Source organism: Halomonas sp. AOP7-B1-5, assembly GCF_052353045.1.
Taxonomy (GTDB): domain Bacteria; phylum Pseudomonadota; class Gammaproteobacteria; order Pseudomonadales; family Halomonadaceae; genus Vreelandella; species Vreelandella colorata.
In genome coordinates, this window is sequence record NZ_JBQTDC010000008.1 from 34,250 (window position 1) to 47,459 (window position 13,210).

The 13,210-nt window shown below is 57.9% G+C and carries 13 protein-coding genes; 2 read left to right on the plus strand and 11 right to left on the minus strand.

The window, feature by feature from the left end; genetic code table 11:
• Positions 1–17: 17 nt before the first annotated feature.
• The 10 genes from smc to ccmA form a co-directional block, all read right to left on the minus strand.
• Entirely contained in the window at positions 18–3,512 is a 3,495-nt protein-coding gene (gene smc, locus ACT3XD_RS06380; RefSeq protein ID WP_192537380.1) for a chromosome segregation protein SMC, read from the minus strand.
• A gap of 97 nt (positions 3,513–3,609) precedes the next feature.
• Positions 3,610–4,497 (minus strand): c-type cytochrome biogenesis protein CcmI, encoded by an 888-nt coding sequence (gene ccmI / locus ACT3XD_RS06385; RefSeq protein WP_192537381.1) that lies wholly within the window; start codon positions 4,495–4,497, stop codon positions 3,610–3,612.
• Positions 4,494–4,964 (minus strand): cytochrome c-type biogenesis protein, encoded by a 471-nt coding sequence (locus ACT3XD_RS06390; protein WP_192537382.1) that lies wholly within the window; start codon positions 4,962–4,964, stop codon positions 4,494–4,496. Before ACT3XD_RS06390 ends, ccmI begins: the two co-directional genes overlap by 4 nt.
• Positions 4,955–5,482 carry a DsbE family thiol:disulfide interchange protein gene (locus ACT3XD_RS06395; protein ID WP_192537383.1) on the minus strand — a complete coding sequence of 176 codons (528 nt, stop codon included), beginning with the start codon at positions 5,480–5,482 and terminating at the stop codon, positions 4,955–4,957. The genes ACT3XD_RS06390 and ACT3XD_RS06395 overlap by 10 nt, the downstream gene beginning before the upstream one ends.
• The gene (locus ACT3XD_RS06400) at positions 5,479–7,488 is read right to left on the minus strand and encodes a heme lyase CcmF/NrfE family subunit (RefSeq protein ID WP_192537384.1); all 2,010 of its coding nucleotides are present in this window, start codon (positions 7,486–7,488) and stop codon (positions 5,479–5,481) included. Before ACT3XD_RS06400 ends, ACT3XD_RS06395 begins: the two co-directional genes overlap by 4 nt.
• A 76-nt stretch (positions 7,489–7,564) precedes the next feature.
• Positions 7,565–8,059 (minus strand): cytochrome c maturation protein CcmE, encoded by a 495-nt coding sequence (gene ccmE, locus ACT3XD_RS06405; RefSeq protein ID WP_192537385.1) that lies wholly within the window; start codon positions 8,057–8,059, stop codon positions 7,565–7,567.
• A complete protein-coding gene (gene ccmD / locus ACT3XD_RS06410; RefSeq protein ID WP_192537386.1) occupies positions 8,049–8,285 on the minus strand; it encodes a heme exporter protein CcmD in 237 nt (78 codons plus the stop codon). Before ccmD ends, ccmE begins: the two co-directional genes overlap by 11 nt.
• Entirely contained in the window at positions 8,285–9,025 is a 741-nt protein-coding gene (locus ACT3XD_RS06415; protein ID WP_192537387.1) for a heme ABC transporter permease, read from the minus strand. The genes ccmD and ACT3XD_RS06415 overlap by 1 nt, the downstream gene beginning before the upstream one ends.
• Positions 9,026–9,038: 13 nt before the next feature.
• Positions 9,039–9,776, minus strand: a complete 738-nt coding sequence (ccmB, locus tag ACT3XD_RS06420) for a heme exporter protein CcmB (RefSeq protein WP_192537388.1) — start codon at positions 9,774–9,776, stop codon at positions 9,039–9,041.
• 3 nt (positions 9,777–9,779) lie between these two features.
• Positions 9,780–10,400, minus strand: a complete 621-nt coding sequence (gene ccmA / locus ACT3XD_RS06425) for a cytochrome c biogenesis heme-transporting ATPase CcmA (RefSeq protein WP_192537389.1) — start codon at positions 10,398–10,400, stop codon at positions 9,780–9,782.
• Between the two features lie 268 nt (positions 10,401–10,668).
• On the opposite strand from ccmA, the gene ACT3XD_RS06430 reads away from it, so the two are divergent.
• On the plus strand, positions 10,669–11,106 hold the full coding sequence (locus tag ACT3XD_RS06430; protein ID WP_018918031.1) for a LexA family protein: 438 nt from the start codon (positions 10,669–10,671) through the stop codon (positions 11,104–11,106).
• On the plus strand, positions 11,107–11,739 hold the full coding sequence (locus tag ACT3XD_RS06435; RefSeq protein WP_192537390.1) for an IMPACT family protein: 633 nt from the start codon (positions 11,107–11,109) through the stop codon (positions 11,737–11,739).
• A gap of 135 nt (positions 11,740–11,874) precedes the next feature.
• Here ACT3XD_RS06435 and ACT3XD_RS06440 read toward each other — a convergent pair whose 3' ends face one another.
• Positions 11,875–13,197, minus strand: coding sequence for a sodium ion-translocating decarboxylase subunit beta (locus ACT3XD_RS06440; RefSeq protein ID WP_192537391.1), 1,323 nt, complete (start codon positions 13,195–13,197; stop codon positions 11,875–11,877).
• Positions 13,198–13,210: the final 13 nt, after the last annotated feature.

The window sequence follows — 13,210 nt, forward strand, 5'->3', positions numbered from 1 at the left end:
CTAGAATCCAAGCTCGCCTAGTCCACCAGCGCGGCCGCTTCATCAATCCCCACCGATACCAGACGCGAAACGCCGGGCTCCTGCATGGTGACCCCCATCAGACGCTCGGCGGCTTCCATGGCGATCTTGTTGTGGGTGATATAGATGAACTGGACGTTTTCCGACATCTCTTTCACGAGCTTCGCATAACGCCCCACGTTGGCATCATCCAGCGGTGCGTCGACCTCATCGAGCATACAGAACGGCGCGGGGTTGAGCTGGAAGATGGAGAACACCAATGAAAGCGCCGTGAGCGCCTTTTCACCACCGGAAAGCAGGTGAATCGTGCTGTTCTTCTTGCCCGGCGGGCGCGCCATGATCGCAACGCCGGTTTCCAACAGGTCGTCGCCGGTTAGCGTCAGCCAGGCAGCACCACCGCCAAACACGCGTGGGAAGAGTTCCTGCAAACCGCTATTCACCTGATCAAAGGTTTCCCGGAAGCGTACCCGCGTCTCCTGATCGATCCGCTTGATGGCTCGCTCCAGCGTTTCAAGCGCCTCGGTAAGCTCGGCGTGCTGGGCTTCGAGGTAGTTGCGCCGTTCGGCCTGCTGATCGTACTCCTCAATCGCTGCGAGGTTAATCGCGCCCAAACGGCGGATCTTCTCGCCGGTGCTTTCCAGTTTTTCCTGCCAGGTTTGCTCACTGGCATCGCTTTGCAGAGTCTCGGCCAAAGCTTCGGCGTCGTGGCCCAATTCAGCCAGATGCTCATCCTGGGTCGCCGCCTTCAGGGCCAGCGCCTGAACGTCCATGCGCCGCTGTTGAAGCTGCTCGCGGCTTTGTTCAAGATTGCGCTCGTGCTGCTGGCGGGCCAGTTCGTCGTTGCGCAATTGCTCCGCCAGTGACTGAGCCTGCTGACGGGTTTCGTTAAGCCTGCGCTCCTGCTGTTCGCGCTGATGGAGTAGCTCTTCAAGCTCTTCACCGGCCAGCTCATCCGGTTCAAGCAGCATTTCCCGCGACTCTTCGAGTTCTGCTATGCGTAGCGTCAAGCGCTCTTCGCTGTCGCTTGAGCGCGCCTGTTGGGAGCGCAGGCTATCGCGCTCAGCGGTTAAGCGTTCGCGCTCCAGGGCCAGCGTCTGCTGCTGAGTTTTCAGCGGCGCGTGCTCTCGGGTCAACCGTTCGCGCTGCTCGCGCTGACGGCCGCGCAGCTCGGTGGCTACTTCCCGCGCCTCTGAAGCCGCTTCCAGCGTTTCCATGGCGATATGCCAGCGGGCACGCTGCTCTTCCAAAGTAAGCGTTAACTCCGCCTCATCCTCTTGCAGTTGGCTAAGTTCGGCATCAAGTTCCGTGGCCCGGCCTTGCAGATGTTCAAGCTTCTGGGCGGCGCTGCGCTCTTTAATCGCCAGCTGTTGAAGGCTTGCCGCGTGGCTGCGTTCCTGCTCGGCCTGCTGCTCGCGGGCAAGCTCCAGCGCTTCGATCGCTTCACTGGTCGTCTCGCACTGCTCTTCAGCTAGCGCCAGGACTTCTTCATCCTGTTCGCGCTGGGCATCCAGCTCGTTAAACCGGCGGCGGGTCAGCAGCAGCCCATCGACGCCTTGACCGTTGGCCTGCTGATGCAGCCAGCCTCGCCCGTACCAGACGCCATCCCGGCTGACCACGCTTTGCCCCGGGGCGAGGCTTGGCGCAAGCTGCTCGGCTTCCGCGCCGGATTCAACGTAGTGAATACTCGCTAACCATTCACCCAGCGCACCGGCGCCGCTTACCAGTGAATCCAGATGCTGGCTGCCAGTTGAAACAGCGGGCGCTTTTTCATCGATCAGGCACCAGTCGGTCGCCAGGGCTTCCGGCAGCGCGGCAAGCTGATGGCTTGCCACAAGGCGGGCATTTAGCCAGGGGGCGAGCAACCAGGAAATGACCGTTTCCCAGCCGGGCGTGACGTTTAGCGTTTCACCCAGGCGCGGGGCATTACTCAACCCGTGGGTCGCCAGGGTTGCTTCGATATCCGGGTCATGGTCGGCCAGTGCAGCATCAATCAGCGCCTGGAGCGAGGCCAGCTCGCCCTGGCGCTGGCTCAAACTGGCGCGCTGGTCATCGCGGGTGCGTGTGGCCTGCTGATAGGCATTTTTGGCATCGCTGTACTGCTGCTGCCACTGTTCACGGGTTTTGGTGAAGGCTTCGGAGCGCTCTTCTGCTTCCGCCAGCTGGGCCTGAAACTGAGCGTGTTCTTCACGTAGCGCGCTAAGATCCGCTAAATCACCGCGCTGCTGGCGACGTCGCTGGCCTTCTGCCTGCAGGCGTTGAATGCGCTGCTCTAAATCGCGTAGCTGGTCCTGGCTGCGATCGGCCTCGCGGCTTGAGTCCCGCCAGCGGTTTTCGGCTTCAGACCACTGCTGCTCGGCGGCTTCCATGGCAGGGGTGGCATCGGCAAGCGCCTGCTCCAGGGCTTCCAGCTGCTCTTCCAGCGCTTCGTGTTCGGGCGAAAGCGCTTCAAAGCGCTCGTCGATAACGCTCAGGCGCTCGCGGTCGCCTTCGCTGACCCGGCGCTGTTCGTCCAACTCCCGCCGGGCGGTGGCGATGTCGTTAGCCAGCTGGGCCTCACGGCTACGCCGATGCGCCTGATCCTGCTCGAGTCTGGCGATGCGTGTGGTGGTTTCGAAAAACTGCTGCTGGTGGCGCTCAAGTACTTCGGCAAGCTCGTCATGCTGCTCGCGGGCCTGCTCCAGGCGGGTTTCACACTGACGTACGCCAAACACATCTTTTTCAACCGAGATTTCCAGCTCGCGAACCCGGCTCTCCTGCTGCGACTGCTCGGCGCGTAGAGTACGCCCACGCAGCAGCGCCAGCTCGCCTTTCAGCCGGTACTCCAGTTGTTTCAGCTCCTGATAGCGCTTAGCCGCCTCGGCCTGGCGCTTTAAGCGCTCAAGCTGTTTATCCAGCTCCTCGCGAATATCGTCCAAGCGCTCGAGGTTTTCTTGAGTCCGCCGCATGCGGTTTTCGGTTTCCCGGCGGCGCTCCTTGTATTTGGAAATGCCCGCGGCTTCCTCAAGTGTGGAGCGCAGGTCATCCGGGCGGGCTTCGATCAGCCTTGAAATCATGCCTTGGCCGATAATCGCGTAAGAGCGCGGGCCTAGACCGGTGCCCATAAACAGGTCGGCGATATCCCGCCGACGGCACTTCTGGCCATTGAAGAAGTAGTTGGACTGGCCGTCGCGGGTCACTAACCGTTTGACCACGATTTCCGCGTACTGGGCATACACGCCGCCCATGGTGCCGTCGCGGTTGTCGAACTTGAGCTCAATAGATGCCTGGCCCACCGGCTTGCGCCCGGTAGAGCCATTGAAGATAACGTCGGCCATGGACTCGCCACGCAGGGTTTTGGCGGAAGACTCGCCCATTACCCAGCGCACGGCATCGATGATATTGGATTTTCCGCAGCCGTTAGGGCCCACGATCGCGGTCATATTACCGTCGAAGGGCACCGTGACCGGGTCGACAAACGACTTGAACCCAACAAGGCGAATAGAGGTTAAGCGCATGCCGATCCTACAAAGAGTTTATTGATGAACATGAGGGGGTATTCAAAATACACGGTTAATCAAGACTTCGGCAGCGGTGTAGTGACTCAGGGCTTGACTACTCATCGACCGCAGCCTTCTCGGATACATCGGTCAGGCGTTCCTGGGCTGCGCGAATACCTTCACGTAGCGAGGCTGCCGTGTTGGGGTCTTCCACGGTTGCCAGCGCCCGGCGCCAGCGATCAATGGCACGGTTAAAGTCGCCGTTATCGTACGCGTGAATGCCCAATAAGCCTAATACCGTTGGTTGGCGCGGGTCCTGGGCCAGCGTTTCATCCACCAGGTACTGCACTTCTGCAGTCATTTCACGGTTCGCCATAAAAAAGCGAAGTTGCGCCAGCTGTGCCAGCAGCCCAGGGAGGCGGCCTTCAAGGGCGATCAGCCGCTCCAAAGCATCAACGGCTTTTTCCTGATGGCCCGTATCGCGATACAGCGGAAAAAGCATGGCCCACACGTTCGGGTTATTGGGCTGGAGCGACGCCTGCCCTTCTATTCGAGCGATATACGTATCCGCGGTGGCAGTAGGGTCGTTTTGGAGTGTCTGCTGAACTTCGTAGAGGGCAAGATCTCCTTCCGCGCCCTCTTCTAGATACCAAAACAGGCTTAGCACGGCAAAACCCACCGCAATCAAAGGCACCGCCAATCGACCCGCGCGGGGCGACTTTAGCGGCCGCATAGCCTGAGTATGCGTATCTTCGAGCAGGCTGCGCTCAAGCTCCAGGCGGCTCTCTTCAAACGCGGCGGTATTGATATCCCCGCGGCGATGAGCGGCTTCAAGCGATGCCAGGCGGCGCGTAAAGATCGCGACGTTTTGCTCGGCAGCCGTATCATTAGCTTCAAAGGCATGCTGTTCGGCGTAAAGCGCTCCCGCCTTACGCAGCGGAGCGAGTAAACAGACAATCGCCGGTAGCATTACCAGGGCCATGGCAATCCATAACAGTGTCATGACGACCTCCTGCGCTGAATCAAGGCGTCCAGGCGGGCACGCTCTTCAGCGCTCAGAGCCTTGGCCGAGGATTTACGCCGGGTGCGGATTATCAGCAGCAGAAGTACAAAGCCCAGGATACCCAACCCCACCGGCAGCCCCCACAGCAAATAGGTACGCTTCTCCAGGCGGGGGTTGTAAAGGATATAGTCGCCAAAGCGCTCCACCATGTGGCTTACAATTTCACTGTCCGAGCGCCCGTCTTGCAGCATTTGATACACCCGCTCACGCATATCGCCGGAAATCGGCGAGTCGGAATCGCCAATTGCCTGGTTCTCGCACAGCGGACAGCGCATGGAGGCAGTTAAGTCGTGATAGCGCTGCGCAAGCACCGGATCGTCAAACTCGCGTAGCTCGATCCCTCCGGCCGCTGCGCTTATCGAAAGAGCCAACAGAATGGCCGCTGTGACGATACGTATTAACGCCATTTGGCCACCTCCGGCAAAATGCGCTCTGAAACGTCTTGAGGCGAGATATAGCCTTTATGGTGGTAGCGGATAATCCCCTCGGCATCGACCAGGAAAGTTTCCGGGGCGCCATATACGCCCAGATCAAACCCCAGACTGCCTTCAGGGTCGAAGATATTCATCTCAAAAGGGTCGCCGTATTGGTTGAGAAAGCTCATGCCTTTCTCACGCGTATCGCGGTAGTTGACCCCGACCATACGGATACCCTGATCGGCGAGCTCCAATAGCTGCGGCATTTCCTGCTTGCACGCCGGGCACCACTCGCCCCACACGTTGACCAGCGTGACCTCACCTTTCAAGAGTGATTGATCGACCATTTGCTGCTCGTCACGCAGAGTAGTAGCTTCAAACGCTGGGAATTCCCGCGCCATCAACGCTGAGTCGCGCTGTGCCGGATCATGCTGCAGTCGCTGATACAGAAACAGCGCCACCAGTAGAAAACTCACGGGCAAGAGTAGTAGCAATAGCCGGCGGCTCATAGCGTGGCCTCCTGCGGCTCAGACTGACTAGGCGTAGCGGCTGAGGCTTTATTCGTCGCTTTTACACGGCGATAACGCTTATCCACAATCGCCAGCACACCGCCGAGCGCCATCAACAGGCCACCCAACCACAGCCAGCGTACAAAGGGTTTATATTGAATGCGCATGGCCCAGCTGCCGTCGTTCAGATCCTCACCCATGGCCACGTAAAGATCGCGAAACAGGCCAGCTCGCAGCGCCACCTGCGTCATGGGCATGCCGGTGGCTAGATAAAAGCGTTTTTCCGGGCGCATTAAAAAGCCGCGCTCAGAGTCGATATTTTGCACTTCAAGCACCGCCGTGTCGGCCAGAAAGTTGGCGCCCCGACGGCTGGTCAGTTCGGTCATGGTGAACTGATACCCGGCGACCTCGACTGTTGTGCCGGGTGCCATACGTATGGTGCGTTCACTGGCATAGTTGGAAACGACCGCCACCCCGACAATCGTTACGGCGATGCCCATATGGCCAAGCACCATGCCCCAGTAGGCCAGCGACAGCTTGCGTAATCCGGCCAACCGGCTGCGGGCGTGGCGGGTTTTATCGATTAAATCACGCCCCATCGGCAGCACAATCCAGAGTGCTGTCACAATGCCGAGCGACGCCCATAGGTTCCACTCACCGGTGTATATAAATGGCAGTAACACACCCAATACCAGCGCCACTGCCCCTGCAAGCCACAGTTTGCGCTTAAGCTCGCGGGCCTCCATGCTTTTCCAGCGGGCCATCGGCCCCAGGCCCATGAAGATGCACATCACCACGGTCAGCGGTACAAACAGGGCGTTAAAGTAAGGCGGCCCCACGCTGATTTTACCCAGGTTGAGCGAATCCAGAATCAGCGGGTAGAGGGTGCCCAGCAATATAGTCACGGTCATGATGACCAGCACGATATTGTTGATCAGCAGCAGCGCATCCCGTGAAAGCCAGCTGAAGCTAACCTGGTGGCTGACCCTGGGCGCGCGCAGAGCAAACACCAGCAGTGAAAGCGTCACCGTGACCGCCAGCAACACCAGGATAAACAAGCCGCGCGAGGGGTCATTGGCAAACGCGTGTACCGAGGTAAGTACGCCAGAGCGCACCAGAAAAGTACCCAGCAGTGACAGCGAAAAGGTAAAGATGGCCAGCAACACGGTCCAGCTTTTAAACGAGCCGCGCTTTTCAGTGACCGCCAGAGAGTGAATCAGCGCCGTGCCGGTCAGCCAGGGCAAAAGCGAAGCGTTCTCTACCGGGTCCCAAAACCACCAGCCGCCCCAGCCAAGTTCGTAGTAAGCCCACCAGCTGCCCAGCGCGATCCCTACGGTTAAAAAAGCCCAGGCAATATTGGACCAGGGGCGCGCCCAGCGGGTCCAGGCGGCGTCCAACCGTCCGCCCAAAAGCGCGGCAATCGCAAAGGCAAACACCACTGAAAATCCGACATAGCCCATATACAGCATCGGCGGATGAACAATCAGGCCAATATCTTGAAGCAGCGGGTTAAGATCCGCGCCATCGTGAGGCACGTTGGGTAAAAGCCGTTCAAAGGGATTGGAGGTCAGCAGGATAAAGAGTAAGAAGCCCAGGCTAACCAAACCCATGACGCCCTGCACTCGAGCCACCATATCGCGGGGCAGGCCACCGGAAAAGCGTGAGGCAGCATAGCCCCAGCCCGCCAGCATAAAGCTCCACAAAAGCACCGAGCCTTCGTGGTTGCCCCACACGGCGCTCATCTTGTAGTACCAGGGCAGCAGCGAGTTTGAGTTGTTGGCCACGTTGGTCACGCTGAAGTCATCCAGCAGGTAGCTTGTGGTCAGGCACACATACGCCAGCGCGATAAACAGAAACTGCCCCACCGCCATGGGGTGGCCATAAGCCATCCATAAAGGCCTTCGCGTCTTGGCCCCGGCTAATGGCATTACCGCCTGTACCGCAGCCATTAGCACGGCAATAATCAATGCGAAATGGCCAAGTTCAGGGATCATTTTTACCAACATCGGCGCTCCAACCTAGCACTGGCCCTAAGGCTTACGGCATTCATCAAGCATTTCCATTATGCATTCAGGCGCTTACTCATTCAGACGCTTGCTTATTCAGGCGCTTGCCCACTTCGGCGGCCTTCTCTTGATAATCGGCGGGTGAATAACCAGCGTCTTCCAAGGCCTGCGCCACCTCGGGTGGCATATAGTTTTCATCGTGGCGGGCAAGCACCTTATCCGCCACAAACCGCCCGTCGGCTTGAAGCTTGCCGACCACCACCACGCCCTGCCCCTCTCGAAATAAATCCGGCAGGATACCGTTGTAAGAGACGCCCAGCTCATCGACGTAGTCGGTAATCCGAAACTCGACATCCAGGCTTTGCGGGTCGCGAAATACCGAGCCCTCTTTGACCAGGCCCCCCGCGCGTATGGAGCGCTCAATAGGCGCATCGCCCTGGGCGATCTGCACCGGGCTGAAAAACAGATTGATGTTGGCACGTAACGCATAGAGCGTCAGCCCAATGGCAAGCCCGGCTAACACGATGCCGCCGAGGATGATCAACAGCTTTTGGCGACGTTTAGGTGTCATCGCTATGGCTCGCTTGAAGTGAGTTCGGCGCGGTACTGGTGCTTGGGAGCGGACGCGTTGTTTCACGCCGGGCCCGGCGCTTTAAATCACGGATCAGCAGGCGGCGCTCCATGCGTGCATGCCCAACGCTGGCAATCATTAATAGCGCCGTGACGCCCCAGGCGGCCCATACATAAGGCGCATGCCCTCCCATGGCCAAAAACGCCGAGAACGAGGAAAACGCCATCAGTGCGCCTCCTTGATCAAATCCATGACCCAGCGCTTATTGGCCTCACGGCGCAGGATTTCACTGCGCGTGCGCATCAGCGTCAGGGCGATAAAGAAGCAGTAGAAGCCTAGCACCATGATCAACAACGGCAACCACATTTCAGCGGGCATGGTCGGGCTTGAGGTTACCCTAAAGGTTGCAGGCTGATGCAGGGTAAACCACCAATCAACCGAATATTTGATAATCGGGATATTAATCACCCCGACCATGGCAAGCACCGAGGCGGCCCGCGAGCCGCTGTCACGGCTTGTAAAAGCACCGCGCAAGGCAATGACGCCCAAAAATAAAAACAGCAGAATCAACATCGAGGTAAGTCGCGCGTCCCACATCCACCAGGTGCCCCAGGTAGGTACGCCCCACACCGCGCCGGAGAATAGGGCGACAAACGTCATCACTGCCCCCAAAGGCGCCATAACGGTCGCTGCCATGTCGGCAATCTTGATCTTCCAGACCATAAACACCAGCGCCGCCGCGGCCATGGAGACAAAAATCGACTGCGCTAAAAAGGCTGCGGGCACGTGCACGTAAATGATTCGAAAACTATTGCCCTGCTGGTAATCCGCCGGCGCGAAGGCCAGCCCCCATAGCGTGCCGACAGCGATCAAAAGCAGCGAGACCGTCCAGAACCAGGGCTGTAATTTTCCACTCATTGAGTAGAACCATTTGGGGGAGCCCCACTTATGGATAAAGGTCCACATGGCGTGTCTTTCCTTAACCGTTAATGCTGATGCGTAGCGAAGCGGCTATCGCCCAGGGTGCCAGTAACAGGGACGCGGCTAAAAGTGCTCCCAACATCGCCAGATGGGCGGCAACGCCTTCACCAAGAAGGGCGGCCTGCACCGCGCCTACGCCAAAAATAAGCACCGGGATATACAGCGGCAGTATCAACAGCGACAGCAGCACGCCACCGCGGGCGATCCCCACCGTTAGCGCGGCCCCAATGGCACCAATCAAACTCAAACTGGCGCTGCCTATCGCCAGTGAAAGCGAAAGAACCGCGTAACTTCCGGCCGGTAGTGCCAGCATGATGCCGAGCAGCGGTGCCATCAGCGCAAGCGGTAGCCCGGTGAATAGCCAATGCGCGGCCACTTTGGCCAAGCTCAATATGGCCAGTGGTTGAGGCGCTAACAGCAGTTGCTCCAGGCTGCCATCGTCATAATCGGTGCGAAACAGGCTATCCAGAGACAGCAGCGCGGCTAAAAGCGCGGCCACCCATAAAAGCCCAGGGGCAATAAGCGCCAACATGTCGGGGTCGGGTGAAATACCGATAGGAAACAGCGTCACCACCAGTGCAAAAAATACCAGCGGATTGAGTAGCTCGCCGCGCCGCCGCAGCATCAGCGTTAAATCGCGCTCAAGCGTAGCTTTAAAGGCGATCCAAAGGCTGCCTTGAGCAGGCGCTTCGACAATCACGACGGCTGGCGCAGCGTTGGTGCGTTGCAACGACATCTTCTACCCCAACTGAACGCATCTGACGGTGGACGTTACCGCAAGCGCATGGTGCGTGGTCAATAAAACGCAGCCCCCCGCCTGAACGTGGGCCGCCAGCTGGGCTTCCAACGCCGTCACACCCTGGCGGTCAATGGCCGTAAATGGTTCATCCAGCACCCAGAGCGCACGCCGAGTAAGCGTTAAGCGAGCCAGGGCGACACGGCGTTGCTGACCCGCCGACAGCTGCCCAGCAACGACATCTTCAAAGCCGTTGAGACCCACCTTGGCTAACGCTTCCAAGCGCTGCTCTTCACTGCCTTTATCGCCATTGAGCGCTTGATACCAAGCTAAGTTTTCCAATGGCGAAAGCCCGGCCTTAACGCCGGGGGAATGACCTAGATAAAGCAGATTGGCAAGAAACTGCTCACGGGCTTTACGCAGTGGTGTGCTGTTCCAGTAAAGCTCGCCTTCATACTCGCCTAGTTGACCCGCCAAAATTTTAAGCAGCGTGGTTTTGCCACTGCCGTTGGGGCCTTCAATTCGCAGGATTTCTCCACTGCGAATCTTTAGATCGAGCCCTTCAAATAACCAGCGCCCATCGCGCTCGCAGGCTAATTGTCGTGCTTCCAGGCACAGGCTCAAACGTCTCTCCCAGCGCATTAATAATGGCCAAAACTCTACACGCAAAGCCGCTTTATCGCCAGCCAGGTACCGATTGCTTCAGCAATTAATCAAGCACGCTAACAATGTGAGCAAACCACACGGTTCATGATGAATTGACAAAAACAGCACTACCACTGTATGCAAAAACAGCTGTATACTGAAACCACTGTATGAAAACACATATTAATAAAGTCTGATTTACTACGACTCATGCCTAGGGAAAGGGCGCTGCATTGGAGAACCCAATATGAATATATCGATGTCAGCACCAACACCTGCTTGCCGTTCAGTATTAGGCGCGGGGCTTGGCGCTTCAAAAAGCACGTCCTCTGCACGTGCCGTGTCCGCTTCAGGCCGTATGAAAAGGCACAATACTTACGCGCTTAAAATACGCGGCAACCGACTGCGCGATTGCAACTTATTCGATGGGGATGTCATTATTATTCGGCGTTTTCAACGCGATGCCCATGAAGAAACCGCCGTTGCGCAGATCAACCAGCAGCAAGTCGCTTTAAAGCAGCTCTCTATCAGCCGCTTTGGAGTACATTTATGGCCTGCTGACGCCCAGGCGCCGGATCTCTTTTTGCACAATCGCGATATTCAAGTGTTAGGAATGGTAATGGGGGTGGCTCAGGATAACGCCCACCACCTGGCTACCGATTCTTATGGTCCCATGGAGCATTGATTGCGTTACCGAGTCCCGGATTTACCTGCCGCGCAGTGGCACACCGCTGAAATCGACGTCGAAAAGAGCCAGTTTCTGGCGTGGCTATGCCATGCGCCCGACGTTGGCGCTTTCGGTGCGCTGCTTGAGGCCGCCAGAGCCGCCCATCCCAATGCCAGCCACCACTGCACTGCCTATATAGCCGGGCCTCCCGGCGAGCAAACGTTGATTGGATTTTCGGATGATGGTGAGCCGGGCGGCACGGCGGGCAGGCCGATGTATCAGGTACTTCAGGGCAGCCAGCTGGGTGAAATTGGCTGCGTGGTAATTCGCTACTTTGGGGGCACCAAACTCGGCACCGGCGGCTTGGCTCGCGCCTATGCTCAAGCGGTCAGCCATGCGCTGGAAAGCCTGCCAACCCGTGAAGTGATCGAGCGAGACGCCTACGCGCTGCGCCTTACCTTTGCCAGCGAAGCCATTGCCCGCGCTTGGTGCGATGAGCAGATGATCCCCATTGAGCAGGTCGACTATGATGGCGAAGGCGTCAAGCTAACCATCGGCTGGCCTCGCGATCACACGTTCGACCTATCCCCGCTGGAAAACCGCTTAAAGTGCACCCTGGACGTTAGCCCGGTCACTACCCCCACTTTTTGATTCTATTCCAAGCCCACTATCCCCCAAATCTCCTCCAAAAAAAACGGCTTACGGAGTCAACCGTAAGCCGCGTAGCGAGTAATTACGTTTACACCCGCTGATCTATTTCCGATATGTCCCGGGCCTAGCTCCGCCCTATCCCAAATATTTAATCATGACCCCGGCAGCCACGGCAGAACCGATCACACCAGCCACGTTCGGGCCCATGGCATGCATCAGCAAGAAGTTATGCGGATTCGCTTCAAGCCCGACTTTATTGGCTACCCGCGCAGCCATGGGTACTGCCGATACGCCGGCGGCACCAATCAGTGGGTTAATCGGCATACGGCTCATCAGGTTCATTAGCTTCGCCATTAATACCCCGGCGGCCGTGCCAATTCCGAAGGCCACGATGCCCAACCCCAGAATACCCAAGGTTTCAACCGACAGAAAACTCTCGGCCATCAGCTTTGAGCCCACCGAAAGCCCCAGGATGATTGTTACGATATTGATCAACGCATTCTGAGCGGTATCGGAAAGCCGCTCGACCACGCCACACTCACGCATCAGGTTACCAAAGCAGAACATGCCGAGAAGCGGTGCGGCGTCGGGCAGGAACAGCGCCACAAGAATCAACAGCATCAGCGGGAAAACAATCTTTTCCAGCTTGGACACCGGACGCAGCTGCGTCATCTTGATCTGACGCTCTTTTTCGGTGGTCAACAGCCGCATGATGGGCGGCTGAATCAGCGGCACCAGCGCCATATACGCATAGGCCGCCACCGCGATCGCTCCCAACAGCTCAGGGGCAAGCATGCTTGCGACATAGATCGACGTTGGACCATCTGCCCCGCCGATAATCCCGATCGCGGCTGCCTGATTAAGCGAGAAATCCATTACGCCCATGGAGGTCAGCACAACGGCGCCAAACAGCGTGGCGAAAATACCAAACTGAGCAGCCGCGCCTAAAAACAGCGTGCGCGGATTGGCAAGGAGCGGCCCAAAATCGGTCATCGCGCCGACGCCCATAAAGATCAGCAGCGGCGCAATGCCCGAGGCAATGGCAACCGTATAGAAGTTATACAGCATGCCATTACTGTAACCGACGCTCGCGGCAACATCTTTGGCGGCACGCAATTGGTCCGGCGCTACGTCGCTATGAGCCAGCGCCTTGAGCGCTTCACGCCAGCCTTCAATACCGGCCAAAGGATCTAGCGCGACCCCGAGCGCTGCGCCAATCTGCTGAAGCACGGCAGGCTTGGCCACTTCAATGGCCTGATCCAGCGCTGAAATCGCAAGGCCGGCTTCGGGGATATTGGCAAGAATGCCCCCAAAGCCAATAGGCACCAGCAGCAGCGGCTCAAATTTCTTATGGATCGCCAAATAAAGCAGCAGTAGCCCGACCCCGATCATGACCGCCTGACCAAGCTCAAGATTATAAAGCCCAGAGCCTTCCCATAAGGTGATTAATTTTTCCATTCCCGATATGCCC

Excerpts from the sequence above, each read along its gene's own strand:
- ccmI (WP_192537381.1), bottom strand. The coding sequence starts at position 4,497 with ATGACACTGTTATGGATTGCCATGGCCCTGGTAATGCTACCGGCGATT.
- ACT3XD_RS06430 (WP_018918031.1), top strand. The coding sequence starts at position 10,669 with ATGAATATATCGATGTCAGCACCAACACCTGCTTGCCGTTCAGTATTA.
- smc (WP_192537380.1), bottom strand. The coding sequence starts at position 3,512 with ATGCGCTTAACCTCTATTCGCCTTGTTGGGTTCAAGTCGTTTGTCGAC.
- ACT3XD_RS06400 (WP_192537384.1), bottom strand. The coding sequence starts at position 7,488 with ATGTTGGTAAAAATGATCCCTGAACTTGGCCATTTCGCATTGATTATT.
- ccmD (WP_192537386.1), bottom strand. The coding sequence starts at position 8,285 with ATGGCGTTTTCCTCGTTCTCGGCGTTTTTGGCCATGGGAGGGCATGCG.
- ccmB (WP_192537388.1), bottom strand. The coding sequence starts at position 9,776 with ATGTCGTTGCAACGCACCAACGCTGCGCCAGCCGTCGTGATTGTCGAA.
- ccmE (WP_192537385.1), bottom strand. The coding sequence starts at position 8,059 with ATGACACCTAAACGTCGCCAAAAGCTGTTGATCATCCTCGGCGGCATC.
- ACT3XD_RS06440 (WP_192537391.1), bottom strand. The coding sequence starts at position 13,197 with ATGGAAAAATTAATCACCTTATGGGAAGGCTCTGGGCTTTATAATCTT.
- ACT3XD_RS06415 (WP_192537387.1), bottom strand. The coding sequence starts at position 9,025 with ATGTGGACCTTTATCCATAAGTGGGGCTCCCCCAAATGGTTCTACTCA.
- ACT3XD_RS06390 (WP_192537382.1), bottom strand. The coding sequence starts at position 4,964 with ATGGCGTTAATACGTATCGTCACAGCGGCCATTCTGTTGGCTCTTTCG.
- ACT3XD_RS06395 (WP_192537383.1), bottom strand. The coding sequence starts at position 5,482 with ATGAGCCGCCGGCTATTGCTACTACTCTTGCCCGTGAGTTTTCTACTG.